The 15,470-nt window shown below is 68.2% G+C and carries 24 protein-coding genes; 2 read left to right on the top strand and 22 right to left on the bottom strand.

What is annotated here, in order from left to right:
• A complete protein-coding gene (locus tag Drose_RS04165; protein WP_260726833.1) occupies window positions 1-2,157 on the bottom strand; it encodes a hypothetical protein in 2,157 nt (718 codons plus the stop codon).
• 74 nt (window positions 2,158-2,231) lie between these two features.
• Here Drose_RS04165 and Drose_RS04170 point away from each other — a divergent pair, with 74 nt between their 5' ends.
• Window positions 2,232-2,774 (top strand): hypothetical protein, encoded by a 543-nt coding sequence (locus Drose_RS04170; RefSeq protein WP_260726834.1) that lies wholly within the window; start codon window positions 2,232-2,234, stop codon window positions 2,772-2,774.
• Window positions 2,775-3,030: 256 nt separating this feature from the next.
• Here Drose_RS04170 and Drose_RS04175 read toward each other — a convergent pair whose 3' ends face one another.
• The 6 genes from Drose_RS04175 to Drose_RS04200 all read right to left on the bottom strand — a co-directional run bounded on the left by Drose_RS04175 (window position 3,031) and on the right by Drose_RS04200 (window position 5,679).
• Window positions 3,031-3,657, bottom strand: a complete 627-nt coding sequence (locus tag Drose_RS04175) for a hypothetical protein (protein ID WP_260726835.1) — start codon at window positions 3,655-3,657, stop codon at window positions 3,031-3,033.
• 82 nt (window positions 3,658-3,739) lie between these two features.
• Entirely contained in the window at window positions 3,740-4,219 is a 480-nt protein-coding gene (locus tag Drose_RS04180) for a phage tail tube protein (RefSeq protein WP_260726836.1), read from the bottom strand.
• Window positions 4,219-4,428, bottom strand: coding sequence for a hypothetical protein (locus Drose_RS04185; RefSeq protein ID WP_260726837.1), 210 nt, complete (start codon window positions 4,426-4,428; stop codon window positions 4,219-4,221). Before Drose_RS04185 ends, Drose_RS04180 begins: the two co-directional genes overlap by 1 nt.
• 8 nt (window positions 4,429-4,436) lie before the next feature.
• Entirely contained in the window at window positions 4,437-4,778 is a 342-nt protein-coding gene (locus Drose_RS04190; RefSeq protein ID WP_260726838.1) for a hypothetical protein, read from the bottom strand.
• 44 nt (window positions 4,779-4,822) lie between these two features.
• Entirely contained in the window at window positions 4,823-5,248 is a 426-nt protein-coding gene (locus Drose_RS04195; protein ID WP_260726839.1) for a hypothetical protein, read from the bottom strand.
• Window positions 5,248-5,679 carry a hypothetical protein gene (locus Drose_RS04200; RefSeq protein WP_260726840.1) on the bottom strand — a complete coding sequence of 144 codons (432 nt, stop codon included), beginning with the start codon at window positions 5,677-5,679 and terminating at the stop codon, window positions 5,248-5,250. Before Drose_RS04200 ends, Drose_RS04195 begins: the two co-directional genes overlap by 1 nt.
• 108 nt (window positions 5,680-5,787) lie before the next feature.
• Here Drose_RS04200 and Drose_RS04205 point away from each other — a divergent pair, with 108 nt between their 5' ends.
• Entirely contained in the window at window positions 5,788-6,030 is a 243-nt protein-coding gene (locus tag Drose_RS04205) for a hypothetical protein (protein ID WP_260726841.1), read from the top strand.
• A gap of 15 nt (window positions 6,031-6,045) precedes the next feature.
• On the opposite strand, the gene Drose_RS04210 is transcribed toward Drose_RS04205, so the two are convergent.
• The 15 genes from Drose_RS04210 to Drose_RS04280 form a co-directional block, all read right to left on the bottom strand.
• The gene (locus Drose_RS04210; protein WP_260726842.1) at window positions 6,046-6,444 is read right to left on the bottom strand and encodes a DUF6093 family protein; all 399 of its coding nucleotides are present in this window, start codon (window positions 6,442-6,444) and stop codon (window positions 6,046-6,048) included.
• Between the two features lie 18 nt (window positions 6,445-6,462).
• On the bottom strand, window positions 6,463-7,758 hold the full coding sequence (locus Drose_RS04215) for a hypothetical protein (protein WP_260726843.1): 1,296 nt from the start codon (window positions 7,756-7,758) through the stop codon (window positions 6,463-6,465).
• Between the two features lie 15 nt (window positions 7,759-7,773).
• Complete coding sequence (locus Drose_RS04220) at window positions 7,774-8,049, bottom strand: hypothetical protein (protein WP_260726844.1); 276 nt, start codon at window positions 8,047-8,049, stop codon at window positions 7,774-7,776.
• An 8-nt stretch (window positions 8,050-8,057) separates the two neighbouring features.
• A complete protein-coding gene (locus Drose_RS04225; protein ID WP_260726845.1) occupies window positions 8,058-8,564 on the bottom strand; it encodes a hypothetical protein in 507 nt (168 codons plus the stop codon).
• Between the two features lie 79 nt (window positions 8,565-8,643).
• Window positions 8,644-9,042 carry a phage tail fiber protein gene (locus Drose_RS04230; RefSeq protein WP_260726846.1) on the bottom strand — a complete coding sequence of 133 codons (399 nt, stop codon included), beginning with the start codon at window positions 9,040-9,042 and terminating at the stop codon, window positions 8,644-8,646.
• A gap of 130 nt (window positions 9,043-9,172) precedes the next feature.
• The gene (locus Drose_RS04235) at window positions 9,173-9,814 is read right to left on the bottom strand and encodes a hypothetical protein (protein WP_260726847.1); all 642 of its coding nucleotides are present in this window, start codon (window positions 9,812-9,814) and stop codon (window positions 9,173-9,175) included.
• 19 nt (window positions 9,815-9,833) lie between these two features.
• A complete protein-coding gene (locus Drose_RS04240; protein ID WP_260726848.1) occupies window positions 9,834-10,133 on the bottom strand; it encodes a hypothetical protein in 300 nt (99 codons plus the stop codon).
• Complete coding sequence (locus tag Drose_RS04245) at window positions 10,133-10,726, bottom strand: hypothetical protein (protein ID WP_260726849.1); 594 nt, start codon at window positions 10,724-10,726, stop codon at window positions 10,133-10,135. The genes Drose_RS04240 and Drose_RS04245 overlap by 1 nt, the downstream gene beginning before the upstream one ends.
• Window positions 10,723-11,067 (bottom strand): hypothetical protein, encoded by a 345-nt coding sequence (locus Drose_RS04250; protein WP_260726850.1) that lies wholly within the window; start codon window positions 11,065-11,067, stop codon window positions 10,723-10,725. The genes Drose_RS04245 and Drose_RS04250 overlap by 4 nt, the downstream gene beginning before the upstream one ends.
• Window positions 11,067-12,071, bottom strand: a complete 1,005-nt coding sequence (locus tag Drose_RS04255; RefSeq protein WP_260726851.1) for a major capsid protein — start codon at window positions 12,069-12,071, stop codon at window positions 11,067-11,069. Before Drose_RS04255 ends, Drose_RS04250 begins: the two co-directional genes overlap by 1 nt.
• A gap of 25 nt (window positions 12,072-12,096) precedes the next feature.
• Window positions 12,097-12,813: a hypothetical protein gene (locus Drose_RS04260; protein ID WP_260726852.1), complete on the bottom strand. Its 717-nt coding sequence runs from the start codon at window positions 12,811-12,813 to the stop codon at window positions 12,097-12,099.
• Window positions 12,814-12,839: 26 nt separating this feature from the next.
• Window positions 12,840-13,022, bottom strand: coding sequence for a hypothetical protein (locus Drose_RS04265; protein WP_260726853.1), 183 nt, complete (start codon window positions 13,020-13,022; stop codon window positions 12,840-12,842).
• A gap of 15 nt (window positions 13,023-13,037) precedes the next feature.
• Window positions 13,038-13,550, bottom strand: a complete 513-nt coding sequence (locus Drose_RS04270) for a peptidoglycan-binding domain-containing protein (protein WP_260726854.1) — start codon at window positions 13,548-13,550, stop codon at window positions 13,038-13,040.
• Window positions 13,551-13,572: 22 nt separating this feature from the next.
• Window positions 13,573-14,373 (bottom strand): hypothetical protein, encoded by an 801-nt coding sequence (locus tag Drose_RS04275; protein WP_260726855.1) that lies wholly within the window; start codon window positions 14,371-14,373, stop codon window positions 13,573-13,575.
• Window positions 14,374-14,561: 188 nt separating this feature from the next.
• A complete protein-coding gene (locus Drose_RS04280) occupies window positions 14,562-15,470 on the bottom strand; it encodes a hypothetical protein (RefSeq protein ID WP_260726856.1) in 909 nt (302 codons plus the stop codon).

Raw genomic sequence — 15,470 nt, forward strand, 5'->3', positions numbered from 1 at the left:
TCAGTTCGCCGTCAGGACAAGTTGCCCCTTGCGCTGCATGTCTTGCAGGAGCTGTGCGATACCGGAGTTGCCGCCGTTGATCGTCAACGTGAGTGCGAGCGTCCCGCCGCTGGCGCCACCGCCGGGCGGGCCGGCACTCAGGCCGGCCGAGCGCATGCCCCGCATGCTGGCGTACTGGTCGACACTTGGAATGATCGTGCCGGACACGTTGGGTACGAAGACTTCCGGCCGATGCTCGCCGACGACGTACGGCGTGCCGGCCGTAACTGGTCCGCCGGACGCCCGGTGCATCAGGTTGCCCATGGAGATGCCGGACGGCAGATCAGACTTGACCTTGATGTTGATCGTCTTAGAGCCCGGGACGCGGTTGAGCGAATCCTTGATGGCCTGGATCTGCTCCTCGGCCACGTCAGTGCCGTAGATCTTGAACATGGTGCTGACCTGTCCGGGGATCTTCAGCAGCCGGTTCGCGTACTCTTCCGCCTGCTGCTGGCTGAAGCCCATCGCCCTTGCGGCGGCGATGACCGCCAGGCGACCCTCCTGCGCGGCCTTGGTAGCCGCCGCGTCCGCCGCGGCTTGACCCTGCGTAGCAAGGGTTTCGTCGTACGTGGCCGCGACCTTCGCTTCGGTGGCCGTGACGATCCCCAGCAGCGCCTCGCGGTTGGCGCGCCCCTTCTCCGTGCTGGCGTCGGTCTCCTTGCCGTTCTTCTTGATCGACTCTGTTGCCCTGTCGATCGCGGCCTGATACTGCAGTTCGGCCTGCTCGGCGCTGATCGCCGTGCCGTTCAGTTGATCCAGCGCGGCCTTGAGGGTGCCGGCAAGGCGAGCGGCGTTGCTCATCGAGCCGCCGAGCATTTCGGAACGGTCGCGCAGCCGGGCAACCCGGTCTTCGGCCTGCTCGGCGGCGATCTTCGACTCGTCGATAACCCGGGCGAATGTCTGCATTGCCGTCGCGCCGTTGCCCTTGGCGGTCTCGGCGAGCATGTGCCACTCGCCGCGCAGGTCGCGGAAGTAGTCGCCGACGACCGGCACCCATCCGAACCACTTAGCCATGAATGCCGCAGAGCTCTCGCCGTATCGGGTGAGCTTGCCCCAGCCGTCGAGGAGGAACTCCAGGGTGGAGGTAACTGCCGAGATCGCGCCGGAGGCGAGCATGCCGAAGAATTGCACCGCGGAGGCGGCCTCGTTGCTGTGCTCCGACAGCATCGTGAACAGGTCCCCGACCTCGATGCCGACGGCGTGCATCGTGTTTTCGATCTGGTCGAAGACGGGGCCCGCCGCGGCTGTGGCCTTCACGAAGCCGGGCATGGCGCTCTCGGCGAGCTTCACCACCCCGTTGGTGATTTTGTCAACGAGGGGCGCGGTGTTGACGAAGGTCATCTCCACCTGCGGGGCGAGCCGCGACCAGCTCTGCGACAACGTCTGAAACGACCGCTCCATCGCCGGTACAAAGTAGGTCGCAGATCGCTGCATGGTGTCGCCGACGCGCAGCCCGAGTCGATCCATCTCGGCGCTGACACGCGGGTCGTTGATCGCCGATTTGATGCCGACCACCAGCGGCCCGGCGGCTGCGCCTGCCAGTAGGGCTCCGCCGATCGCAGAGCCGATGACCGGTGCCGCAGCGGCGGCGATGATGACTCCGGCGGCGATGCCGATGGTCTTGAGTTCGTTGGTGCCCATGGACGCGAAGGCGTCTTTCCAGAAGCCAGTGAATCCCCTGCTGGCATTGCTGATGACGTCCTCGACGTCGCCCACCACGGCGGACGCCAGCTTTTTGCGGGCGTCCTGCAAGCCCCGTAGCTTGCCCTCGACGTCGCCGAGCTTGCGGAACACGTCGACATCGCCGGTCTTGTCGAACTCGTCAGACAGCTTGCGGAGCTCTGCGCGTGTCGATCGGATCTGCGAGTCGAGGACCGACAGTCCGGTGTTCTTCTCTCCGAGCGAGGCGACCTTGTCCCCGACCGTGTCGGCGGCGCCGCCGAGCAGCTTTAGCGCCGCGCCGGCCTTCGCGGCGTCGGAGGGGATTTTGGTGATGTCGCGGTCGAGTTCCTCAACTGCGTCATCGACGGCCTTGACCTTGCGCTCGACGATCGTGGCCTCGGCCTTGAATTGGCCGGCCTTCAGTTCGAGTGCGACGGACGCCTTCCGGTCGGCCATGGTCCCTCCGTCCGGAACGCCATCGGATGATCAGCGGAGGGTGTTGCTTGCATCACTGGTGCACACTGCGGTTCGTGGACACCAATCGACCGGTCACCCTCGCCCAGATGGCCGGGCAGCGGCCTCGCCGCCGGGCTGGGCTCATTGCCGGCGTCGCTGCTGGCGCCGTTGTGCTCGTCGCCGCCACCGTCGGCGTGACCGTCGCCCTGACCCGAAAATCGGCCGACACGGGCGCCCCGGCCGCCGCCTCAGCCTCGGCGGCGTTCACGGCCGCTGGCGACCTGGTGCTCCACCGCGGTGAGTTCACGTGGAACAGCGCGCAGGATCCGACATGCCAGGGCATGGGCGGGTTCTCCGACCTCCGAGGCGGTACGCAGGTCGTCATCACCGACGCGGGAGGCAAAAAGCTCGCCGTCGGCGCCTTGGCCGCAGGCCGGGCCGGAGACTTCAGCACCAACGCCGACGGCACGCAGCGGGCCGGGTCATGCACCCTGGCCTTCGCCGTGCCCGGCGTCCCGCGCGGCGTCGGCCCCTACGGCGTTGAAGTCAGCCATCGCGGCGTGCAGACCTACAGCGAGGAACGGCTGGACGCGGGCATCATCCTGGGGTTCAGCTAGGCCCTACGCACGACGTATTTCACGCCGCGCTTCGGCTTCTTTGACTCGGCGTCGTTGCCGACCTCGGCCTCGAGGATGCGGCATGCCTCGCAGGTGTGCCGCTCGACCCTCCACGTCCCTTGTGTGCGCCGGTCGGTGGACACCTCCAGGGGCTGACTGCACTCCCGGCACTGCTCGGCCTCTTCGGCCAGCAGTGCGAGGAGCAGGTGCCGGTCCTCGTCGGTCCACAGCGGCTCTGCCGTGGTGACCGAGCGGATCAGCCGGTCGTGCTCGTCGTACTCGTGCTCGGTGATGGTTCGGGGCTCCCGGCCAAGGAGCCGGGAGCGGGGTTGTCGCTGGTCTCTGGCCGCTTCGACCTCGCGCCGGAGCTCCGGGTCAGCACGGAGGCGGCCACGGAAAAAGGGACCTCGCGACTCTCGTCGTTTACCTCCCACGCGGCGTTCGCGAGTTTCTTCCAGTCGCCGTCGGACAGTCGGTCAGCGAGCCGCTCGGCTTGCTGCTGGGTCATCTCCGGTTGGGCCACGGTGGCGGCGACGATCGAGCACAGCCAAGGGTGATAGGCGTCGAGGTACTCCTCGTCGCTCATGCCGGGTGTTTTCACCGGGCGCTTGGCCATGAGGTTCCGCCAGGATCGGCGCGGCGTGAGGGCGCGGAGTTTGAACGGCCGCTCGTAGGCGCGCATCTGCTCGGTGAGTGCCGCCATCCGCTCGGCGATCCCTGTTGCTGGACTGTCCCCGGCGAGGCTCGTGACCGCCTGCGTCATGCCGCCGAGCTGTGCCTCCAGCAGGTCGTACTCCGATCGGAGGCTTCCCTTGACGGTGATGACGACGGTCGCCTCGGCCGGCTCCGCTTCGTCGATGATGGATTCGATGTCCCATTCCATGTTGTTTGCAGCCCCTTCGCAGCCCCGGACGTGGAGGAAGGACGGACCGGGGCTGCCGAGTCCGCCCTTCCGCTCGTGGTGGTTACGCGACGACGGAGCGGGAGTTGTAGCCGAGTTCGGTGACGAAGAAGTCGGACGTGAAGTCGAAGACGCCGTCGGGCTTCGGGTCGTCCTCGTCCGGCTCGCCGGCCTCGACGGCGTAGACCGCGAGCTTCTGGCCGCTGGCGATGGCCGTAGTGCGGTCGATCATTCGCCGGACCCACAGGAAGCCGTTGGTTCGGTACGGCAGCAGGTTCCACGGCGTGTCGGTGGGGCCGTCGTGGTGGAACGTGATTTTGATGGCCCACTTGATGCGGCCTGCTCTGGAGGCGTTAGCGACCGAGCCGAGATTGCTCACGTCAACCTCGCCGGTCGTCGGCGTGATCTCCAGCCCATCCGGGGTAATGAATGTCTCCAGCCGCGTACTGCCGGTGGTCAGCTCGGTGACGGTCGGCAGGGCGATCGTGGCGATGCTGGTGGCGAAACCGACCGCAACCCGGCCGTCCATGGTGATGACGCCCATCACTTCTCCTTCGCGGTCTTGGCTGGCGCCTTGGGCGCGTCGAGGTCGGGAGCGTCCGCATAGGACGCGAGGTCGATGAGGTCGCGCTCGTCACGGCCGAGCGCGTCCGAGACACGTAGCCACCCGGTGCGGCGGTAGTGATCCAGCGCCGTCTCTGCCACCACGCCGACGCCGCCGGTCTCTGGGTGGCGCACCACAAACCAGTCCATGAGCGCCCCTAGACCCGGTATGCCTCGTAGGTGACCCCGGTCAGGGCGCCGCTGAAGTTGATCGTCGCCCGATCGCTGTCCGCCGGGTTGATCGCCGCAAGAGGCACGAACGCCATCCGCGAGCCGGTCGCCGGGCATGTCTGCGACGCTGGCGTGCCGGCGTTGCCGAGGTCCGTGGTTGTCGGGTCGGACACCGTCAGCGTTGTCGCGGTGCCGGTGGTGATGATCCTGAGCAGGACGCCATTCGGGCCGAACTGCGATCGGGCGATGGTGTCGGCTGCGGTCGGCGTGATCGCCGTTGGGGTTGTCAGTGCCCCGTTGGACACGGACTGCGTGGTAATTGCCGCCATAGCGGCACCTCCTTGATGGAAGGGACCGCCGCGTGGCGGGAAACTCAGGTGGCGAACGTGCGATAGGTGGCCACGACGTCGAAGACGGTCGTGCCGGTGGTGTCGTCCCGGGTTGGCGGGCCGGCGCCCACCTCTTGCCGGATCAGCCCGCAGTCGAGGCCCGCGATGGTGAGGCGCTTGTTGAGCAAGGCGGTCCGAACACGCTGCTGCACGCCTCGCGCGGCCATAGCCGTGGTGCTCACGCTGTGCGTGATCCACCGGACGGTCGGCGTGCCGGAGATGCCGTCCAGAGCGTCTCCCTCAGCGCCGGACGGCCACTCGACCGTGGCATACACGAGCACGTAGCCGAGGCTGGGATTGGTGCCGTTGGGCACGGCGCCGTCGAACACCTGTAGCGCTGGCGGCCCGAGGTCGGCTCGCAGCAGGTCTAGTCCGCCGTTGACGAGCGCCTGGTCGATGCCGTCGGTCATCAGCCGCCGCCTGGGTCGGCCACCGGTCCATCGGGGCCTTTCTCGCCGTTGAGGAGCCGCTCGCCGAGCTCCTGGACGTGCCCGACGAACCGTGGCACCTCGTCGTCGAGCGAGGGGATGAGGTGCGGGATCGGCGCCGAGTTGACCGAACCGAACTCGATGATTCGCCCGAGGCCACCCTGAAGCTTGTTCGCGTCAGGTCCGACTTCGCCGATGATGTCAGCGGCGTGTGCAGTGACGTCGTAGCCGATCGCTCTCGGGTAGTGCGGCAGATATCCGCGTTTGCTGCGGTCCCGGATGATCTGTTGAGACTGCTTCTTGATGTGCAGGCAACCCTTGCCGACGATCTTCTTGCCGTCCTCGACGACACGTTCGCGCGCCGCACCGAGATCCTCGGCGAGCCTCTTCCACCCGTGCGACTTCGCGCCCATCGGGCCGCCACCTCTGTCCCGGGTCGGTTTGACTGATCAGCGCAGGCCGGAATGACACAGATGATCGGCGGAGGGCGCCGCCCAGATCACTGCGTCACACTCGCGGGCATGACGTCTTCTTTCCGCAACGTGCGCGACACGTCCCCGACGCCCGCCGCCCCGATCGGCGAACAGCAGCAGCCCGCCACTGACCTGTCGTTCGAGTTCAAGGAGATCCGGAAGGTGCAGACAGCAACGCTCGTTGCCGCCGCTCTGGCAGCTCTCGCTGCCATATTCGCCGCTGGGTTCTCGGCCTACGTGTTCTTGACCCTGATCGACATTCAGGCCGCGATCGTCAAGGCAGGCAGGTAGAGCCGGCAGGTCGTCCTACCCGGCCACCTCGACCATCGGAAAGCGCCGAGCGGTCAGGTACGACTTGTGCACCGGGCCCCTGAGCCGGAACGTCCGCCCGGCGAGATCCGGGTCTAGGACTGAGGCTGTGATGGTGACGAGGTCGTCGGGTTGGACGCCGGTGACGGACATGGGCAGGTGCAGCACCAACTGGCCAACAAACACGGCGGCTTCGCCGACGTTGGTGGGGTTGGTTGCCGGGGCGGCTTGTTGGATCTTGCATTTGCCGCTGTACACCACCACGTGGGTGTAGGTGACGACACCTGTTTCGGGGTCGGTGGTCTCTCCGGTCTGGTGCTGGACGGTGCACGTGTCCTGCATGAGGCTCTCGGCGGCTGCCCGTCCGCGGAGGAGTGCCGGTGTCGGGTTGAGCACGGTCGTCCTCCGGTTCGGTCAGGGCCGCGTGACGATACCGGTGAAGGGGCGTGGCACCACCCCTGTGCCAGGTCGGGACGTGGTGCCCGTGTTCGGCCGGGCGACGATCGCAGCGGCTGCGGGTGTCACGGAGGCGGTGGCTGCGATGGCCGTGGTCGCGGTGAGCGTGGCCGTCGTCGGCTTGGTGAGCGCTGCCGTTGACGAGATTGCGGCCGTGCCGGTCAGCGTCGAGGGTGCCGGTCTCGTCGCTGTTGCGGCGGGCGTGATGGTGGCGGTGAGGGTCGGTGTGGCGGTGATGTCGACCGGAGCGGCGCCGACCGCTGCTGCTGCGGTGATCGTCGCAGTGGCGGTCAGGGTGGCGTCGGCCGGCTTGACGGCGGTGGCCGCGGTTGTGAGGGTGGCGGTGGTCGTCCGGTCGGCCGTGGCCGACTTCGTGGATGCCGTGTCCGCCGTGATCCCCGCGGCTGTGGTCAGCGTCGCGGTGGCCGGTTTCGTTGTTGTGGCGGCCGGGCTGACGGTTGCGGTCGCGGTGAGCGAGGCCGTGGCCGGGCGGTCGGCCACCGCCGCGGCAGTGATGGTGGCGGTAGTGACTGCTGTTGCGTCGGCGTTGTGCGTGCTGCCGCCGCCGGTCTGGCCGACGCCGACACTCGCACCGGTGCCGTAGTTCCACACCGGCACGGAGCTGGTGCCGGTCGACGTGCCGGTCAGTGCAGTTTGGTTGGCGCCGCCGCCGGTGAGGTCGATGACGTTCTGGGTGGTGGCGTGCTGGTCGAGCAGCCACAGCGCGTCGGGTGTGACGCCGAGCGCGCCGGGCAGGGTGTACGGCAGTTGCTCCCATTCGGCGTCCGTCAGTGCCCGCTTGACCGCGCCGCAGAGCAGGATTTCTCCCGGCCAACGTTCTGTTGATGTCTGCCAGCGGCCGATCTGAACGCGGCCGGCGGTTAGGTCGCCGGAGTCGCCGCTCGACGCCGCCGCAGCGTCCGCATGCGTCCAGGTGTTCGTCGAGTACACATGCTTGTGGCCGCGCGGTATGGAGCTGCCGGACTCTTTGCTGACGCCGACGAGCATCCACCCGTCCGAGCTGGACGCCGGGACGCCGGTGTCCTTGTCGGACGCGGCGACACTGAGCTGAACCGTGTTGGTGTTGGACAACCAGAGGCTCAGCCGGCTCGACCCGGCGGACGTTTCAAGACTGAACAGGATCCGGTATGTGTTGTCGGAGGTGACGCGGCAGATCGCCCAGAGGCTGAACGCGCCAGCCGGAATCCCGACCAGCGTGCCGATGCCGGTAGTGACGTAGCCAGATCCACCCATGTCCCGGGCCATCGGCTACTGCCCTTCGGGGGTGGTCCTCCCGGCACGCCACCAGCACACGAGCGCGAGGAGCGCCGACTTCTGCGCCGACGTGGCCGATGTGCGGAACGTAGCGTTGAGCGAGGCGTTGTACGACGTGCTCGGCACGGTCGTGGCGGCCGAGTCGCACCAGTCGTCGACGTTGTCAACCGCTGTCCGCAGCGTTGCCTTGACAAACGCACACGGTTCACCGACGACGGTCCGCATGAAGGCGCGGGCGACGGCGTCGCGCTGGCCGGTGGTGAGTGCCATCAACTCTCCTACGCCGTGGTGTAGGTGATCGCGGCGCCGACGAACTCCATGTCGCCGGTCGCGGTGTCTCCGCCAGCCGCGCCCTGCCGGGCGATACGCACCACAACGAAGTCGCCGGCGGCGACCGAGTCTGCGGCGGTGGTGAGGGAAATGCTGGCCTCGTCGAGGTATCCGGCAGTGCCCGGCACGGTGACGGTTGCGGTCTGGGCGGCGGCGAACACCTTGGCGTCGACATCGGTCGCATCTCCGTCGGTGACCGCAGCGAGCGACCCGGCCCAGACGACGTCACCTGTGGTTGCGGACGCCGCCTTGTACTGGATCTTTAGCGTCGGCCCTGATGCATAGTCGGCCGGCATTCGGAAAGCCCACGTGGCCCACTCCTCGGTCGACGCGTCGAACCAGAGTTCCAGCATGTAGATTGCGGGCGCCGAGCCGCTGGACTTGCGGCGCTGGAGTGCCGGCGCGAGATTGCTCGCAGTGCCATCCGGAAGTACTGCGGCGCCCGGTGGCAGCAAGATTGTGCCCGTAGCGATGATGCACCCCCACGAGTAGTGCCGAAAAGCGGCTGGCGGCAATGCCGGGCCTGCATAAGCCTCAGGCAGCGAGCGGCGTCAAGCCGAAAGTGAGGGTGTTGAGCGTCAGGCTGTCACCTGTGTTCACCGTCTTCGATGCCGTCAAGGCGGCACTGTACAGGAACGTGCCGGCGGTCGAGGCATCCCACACGCTGATGTGGGTGACCACCTCGCCGTTGGTTCCGGCCCACGACGGCCACGACGGCAGCGTGCCGGTGAGTGAGCACGAACCACTCGACGACGCGGCGAAGGTCGCGGCGGGCCGGGCGGTAACTGACGACGGATTGGCCGTACCGGTCGACCCAGGGTCACCGACGTGCAACTTGATGAAGTTCCCGGCCGGCGCGGTGGATGCGACCGCACGCAGCATGTGGTTGAGAACCTTGTCGGCAAAGTTCGCGGCGGACAGTCCGACAGCCATCTACTCGTCCTCCCCTTCTGGCGCTGGTTCTGCCTTGATGACTTCGGCTTCGGCGGTTATGGTGAGCTCGTAGCGGTTGACGTGCGGCTCTGGCTGCGCGTCGGTCATGCGGCTCACCTCCTGTGGTCGGTCAGCCGATACGGACGAGGCCGCCACGGCGGCCGTACTTCTTGGCCAGTGCGGCCTTCAGATGTGGTGCGGCTTCCATTCGCCCGGCCATCGCGTCGTAGCTGACCGAGTAGTCGTCGATCGCCTCCGAAGCGGCACCGGACGGGTTGGCGTAGCCGACCTTGGCGATCGCCAGCACTGCGGAGCGGGCAAGTTGGAGTTCCTGCGCGCCGGGCGCATGCCCGTGGGTGTAGGTGACGACAACCGTTGAGGGTTCCTGGACTGGGTAGCCGGGCGGTACCCGCGCCGAGGGCCATGAGGGTGCGTACTGCCAGTCCCACGGATAGCCGAGGCTGGCCTGCCAGCCGGTGCGCCGCCACAACCGGTTGCCGATGAGCCGGTAGTCGGCACCGGGTGTCAACGTGGCGCCGTCGAGCACGACGGACGAGACGGCCGTGACGGGGATCTGCGGCAGGTCGAGCCACGAGTCGGAGTAGCCGCCCAAGGTGATGACGTCGCCGATGACCTGGATGATGCGCTGCCCGCCTGCGGCCTGCTGCACGACGGCCGTGGCCATCTCTACGAGCAGTGTGGCCGTGGACAGGTCAAGGTCGGATTGCAGGAGGGAGGCGAGGTCCGCCGGGGTAGCGAGCTGGTCGGCCATCCGTTCTCACCCCCGAGGGTCACGGGCATCCCGCCGGATCTGGTCGGACGCCGTGGACATGGGCAAGGTGGTCGAGCAGGTCTCGCCACAGGTAGGCGAGGGCGCATGGGCTGCTGCGGGACCAGATCGGCGGGTCGCCTTCGCGCCAGCCCGACAGGCACAGCGCACACTCGACCTCGGAGACCTGCCCAGCCGGTACGGGGCTACGCAGCGGACCGGCGTCCGTCGCCGACCACCACGACGCCACCGCCTCGCGCGGCAACACCCGGATGGCGTACCCGGACGTTGCCGCGCCCGGCGGGGCGAGGTCCGAGGACATCAGGTCAGGACGACGTACGGTGCGAAGCTCTTCACTGCCGGGGCTGCCAGTGTGGCCGTCGCCGTGGTGGTCAGGCCGGAGCCGGACGACACGGACAGGTTCCGCTCGCCGGTGGCGACGGGCCGGGCCACGCACGTGCCGATGAGCGAGTTCACCGCACCGGCGGAGACGTGCATCATGATCGCCGCCCAGTAGTAGCCGGTCTGGGTGATCGTCTGCGGCGCGCTCAGTGCCACCGTCTTGACCGTGTTGACGGCCACATCGGCGGTGAGCTGGTCGGCCGACTGCGCCAGCAGCGCAGGGGTGGACGCGCTGCTGTACAGCGCAACCCACCAGTTCGCCTCGGTGCCGGAGGTGGCCGCCCCGGTGACGAACGAGACGTTCGTGATGACGTCCCCGGCGGCGCACTTGATCGGCACGGCCGTCATGACGCCGTCGACGAGCGCGGCCTGGCCGGCGTCGCCGGCGCTGTCGTACAAGCCGAAGCGGGGCAGGCTGGCACGGTAGAAGGTGGACGGGGATGCCGGCAGGGCAACGTCCCACGCGGCGAGCGCGTCGCGGACGTTGCCCTGGTACAGGCCGAGCTGGCTCATGATTCGGACTCCTCACTGGTGAACCGCTCGACGAGCTGGTCCCGGGACAGTTCGTTCGCCTCTTCGGCGGACACGCCGTGCGCGACGGCGTAGGCGCGCCACGCCTCGGCGGAGCCGGACCGGCGAGGCATCGGCACCTCGGCCGGCTCCTCAACGTTGTCGGCCGGCTCGGTGACGGGCTCCACGTCCTCGAGTTCGGTGACGGTGTAGCCGTTGCGGCGGCAGTAGGCGATCTCCGCGGCGTGGACTTCGGTGTCGGCGAAGCCCACGCCCTGGGTGATGACCACGTGTCCGACGGCGCCGTTGTGGTCCCTGACGGGTGTTTCGATGCGGACGCGCATCACTGCACCTTGATGGTGCGGAAGACGGCCGCCGACTTGGTGTTGCGCAGGCACATCGCGACCGGGCCCATTTCGACGTCGCCCGACTGGACGGCACCGGCCTTGGTGAAGTCGGGCATTGCGGTCCGCAGGAGCGGAGCGCCGCCCAGTGAGGCGCCGTGGAACGAGTCGAGGCCGAACGTGACGGCGTACAGGTCGGTCTGGCCGGAACCGTTGATCGGGATGATCGGGCCGGAGCCGTCCTGGCGGTCGCCGATGTTGACGAGCACCCAGTCGCCGTACATGTCGATCTTGCGGCCCATGGAGTCCATCTCCGAGGTCGCCATCGACGCCCACCGCGCCAGCCGCTTGAGCTGGAAAATGCTCTTGGTGTTGCCGAGGATCGCCTTCACGCCGGTCGGCAGCGCGCCCGGCGCGCCGACGTCGCCGCCGCCGACGGTCGAGGGAACGATCCGGGACAGCAGTTCGTCGAGCTTGTCGAGCTCCTGCTGGGCCAGCAGTTGCGTGTTGACCGTCGCGGGCGTCCAGTCGGTGCTGGTCGTCTGCTCCGTGCTCGTGCCGGTCAGGGACTTCGACAGGCCGTCGAAGCCGTTGGCGTCCACGGCGGTGTCGCCGAGGATGACCTCCTGCTGGAACCGAATCTTGATCGAGATGAGCAACTGCTGGAGCTGGAAGTTCAGTTCGTTCGTCTGCGCCGGACCGAGGTTCGCCAGCACCCGGTCGAGGGTGAACGCGCCACCCAACGGCTTCAGGTCCACGGTGAACCGGTCACGCTTGGCCTGACCCGGCGTGTACTCGGTGTTGAGCGCACGGAACCCGGCGGTCGCCGCGGCGGTCAGCCGGGTGTAGCCGTAGGTCATCGTGCCGCCGCCGGTGCCGGGCGAGACCGTGTCGTCGAACACGATCTGGTCCATCAGCCATGACGTCCGGCGAAGGTTGTCGATGACCGCGAAGTCGATGTCGTTCTGGGTGTTGATCGCCGCTTGGGCGAGGGTGATGGGCATGGTGTCTCCGAAAGAGAGGCGACGCTCAGCGCTGCTGGCTCACGTGCCGCGAGATGGCGTCGAACAGCGACGAGGGACGGGCTGCCGCGCTCACGCCCCGGGCACCCTGTGACGGGTCGGGTCGTGGAGCGTTGGCGGACGCCTGCGGCGTCGTGGATGCGGCCTGCGCCTGGCTCGCCGCTCGGTAGTGCTGGTTGCGCTCTAGGGCCGCCTGGACCTTGGAGCGCAGCAGGTCGGCGAACTCGTCCGAGTGGGGGTCCATCTCGGTGAGCTCGTCGAGGGAGTCCATGAATGACACCGAGTCCGTGAGGGCTGCGATGTTCGCGCCCAACTCGGTGCCGAGTTGGTAGAGGCGCAGGTTCGCGGCGGCACCCCACGCCTCGTTGCGGTACTCGACCATCTGCTGCTGGTACTGCTCGGCCAGCACGGCGGGGTCGTCGAGTTCGGTGCCGTCCGGGTTGAGGCCGAGCGCCTTCGCGACCTGCGCGAGGGTTTGCTGACGTGCCTCGTCGGCTGCGGTCTGCTTCGCTGTTGTGCGGCTCTTCGCGGCCTCGTTGCGGGCGTCGCGGATGGCCTTCTGCGCCCAGTCCGGCAGTGAGGCGATGTCCTCCGCCTGGGAGGCTGTTGCGCGCTGCGGTTCGGGCTTCGCGGGCTTCGCGGGCTCCGCCGGTGCGGCGGGAGCGGTGACGGAGGTCGGTTCGACGGCCGGCGCGTCCAGCGTCGGCTCAACAGGCATGGTCATGCGGGATTGCCCTCCTGGGGCTGGAATCAGCGACCGGCGTGCCCGGTCATCAGGGAGCGCGCCGACTTGGGGCGCGTGCGGGCCGGGAGGGTCTTGGACCATCCGGCGGCCTTGGTGTTCTCACCCCAGCGGTGAGCGAATTTCTGATGGGTAGCGAAGGCCCAGCGCTGCTGCGCGCGGCTGTCGAACATGTGCGTCTTGGCGGACATGACGACCTCCCGCCGCTATGTGCTGGCGCCGGATCCGGTGCGGGAGAAGCCCCGACCGCGATCCGCATAGGGCTTCGGCGGTGGTGGCGAGGAGGTCGGCTTCTTCGTGGCCATCGACGCCTGTTTCGCCGGTCGCCTCGCGGACGTGCGACCGCGCATCCGGTCCCGGGCGCGGGCGGGCTTCGGTGCCGGCTTGCCGGTGAGGATGGCGACCATCGTCTTCGCGTCAACGACGCCGGTCGGCTTCATGCCGTTGGCTCGCTGGAACGCCTTGACGGCTGCGGTCGTGTGGTTGCCGTCGATGCCGTCGACCAGCAGCGGGCGTCCGCGCTCGTCGGTGAAACCCAACGCGTTGAGCTTCTGCTGGAGCGCCTTGACCCTCGGGTCGGGTGCACCACGGCGGCCTGTGCCGTGGCGGATCGGGCCGGCAGCCCATGCCCCGGTCGGTTTCCCCGAGGCCGCGGATTGCGCGGCGAACAGACCACCGGGGCCGCGGCTGTGCTTTGACTCAACCCACGGTGCGGTCATCAGGGTTCCTTCCGTGGGTGATTCAGCGGCGGGCGGCCATCCGGGCGATAGCCGCAGCATCAAGGCGCCGGCCTGTCGTCTGCTCGACGATGGTGGAGACGATCCGGGCTTTCGCGGCGCCGGAGGGCACTGTTGTGCCGACGGCGGTGGCGATCTGGCGCAACTGGACGACGGTGAGGCCCGACAAGGCGTTGCGCGCCTCGGTCATGCTGTCGGCGGAGCGCAGGCGAGCGGCGAGGTCGGAGACTCGGCCCGGGTCGAGCGTCTTGGCGCCCCGCATGATGTCCCTGGCCTTCGGGGCGGGCGCCGCGGCCGGCTGCATCATGATCGAGTGTTTGGGCTGGTCGCCGATGATCACCGCTGCCGCGCGGGAACGGGCGTCGAGTGTCTTCTGGTTGGCCTCGGGTGCGAGGACCACGCCCGGTTCGCGGCCCAGTTTCCGCAGAGCCTCGTCGACGGTGCGCCGATCGTGACGGTCGCCGAGGTCGTCCCGCAGCCGGGCGAGTGACACCCACGCACCCGGCTGGGGCTGGAGTCTGGCGAACGCGGCCCGGATGTCGACTTTCGCCGCTTCCACGCCGCCGGTGGATCGCCGCGGGACCTCGGCGGCCTTCACTGCGGTGGGTGCGGCCGGCTTCATCGGCCGTGCCATCGCCGCGTGAATGCGGCCCTTGCCCGCACCGGCGGCGAACAGTGCCGCAGCACCGCCCGGACGTCGAGCCGCTGCCGGACCTGGAGGGTGCGCCTTTACTGCTGCGGCCTTGGCCATCTTCTCGGCCGCGCGTGGCTTCATGCCCTTGGCGATCGGGGTGCCGACTGGCATGCCCCAGTAGGCGGCATCTCTGACTCGACGGACGGCCACCGGTAAGCCCCCGCCCTATTTGCGTGCCATTATCTGCCGCGCGGTGCGCTTCACTGCCTGCTTGGAGCGCGACGATCGCGGCAACGGCGGCTCGTCGGCGACGAACGCGAATGGGTCGATGTCCAACAAATCAACTGTGGCGGTCTGCATCAGTAGTTTCCGGTCAACGAGTTGATGTATGCCGAAGCGTCGGCGCGCGAGAGCTTGGCGATCCCCGCGCGGTCCGTCGGACCAGAGAAGAACCCGCCACCGTCACCGGAGCGGCGGCGCCGGGCGAGCAGGTTCAGGATGTAGTCCACCTGACGCGGGGTGGCGGTAAGCGTGGCCTGACGCTGCTCGAAGGCGGCCTGCGCTGCCGCTCCCTCTCGCGCGGCCCGCGCCTTCTCCGCCTGGCGCTGCTGATACTGCTTCGTGTCGGCGATGAACTTGCGCAGCTCGGGCGCGGTCATCCTGGCCGCTGCCGCGCGTTTGGCGGGGCCGTCGTAACCGCCCGCTACGGCGAGTCGCTCAACTTCATCCAGTAGCGACACCTTTTCGGCATCGTCGGCGCGCTTCTGTTCATCTGTACGATAGTCGATGCCCTTGGCGCGGAGCCGGTTGCGCAGTTCGACGTTGCGCGCTTTGAGGTCATCGATCGTCGCTGCCGGTCGGGCCGCTGCCTTGGCTTCTTTCTCCGACCTGCCGTCGAGCACCTGGAGCCGGACGTGCTCCTCCTTGAGGAGTTTCGTGTACTGCCCCTTGGTCATTCTCGTGGGCGTAGCCGTAGGTTTCGCGAACGGCTCAGCAGGCGCGGCGACCGCAACCTTCGGCGCGTACGGCCTCGACAGTCCTGTGTCGAGGCCGTTGTGTGTGGCGAACAGCTTGGCAGCCTTCGCGTTGCGACCGATCCTCGGCCGGTCGGGTGCTGTCGTACGGCTGCCGACCCGCGGTGAAGAGCTTGCCGCTTTGAACATGTCGGCAGACCGCTTGACCCATGCTTCGGAGCCCTTGCGAGCGAACCGGCCGCGGCTGTCGCGCGGGTGCTGCCACTCCAGGAATGCCCGCTTCGCCGCGGCCAT

This window comes from Dactylosporangium roseum (genome assembly GCF_025264685.1).
Lineage (GTDB): Bacteria > Actinomycetota > Actinomycetes > Mycobacteriales > Micromonosporaceae > Dactylosporangium > Dactylosporangium roseum.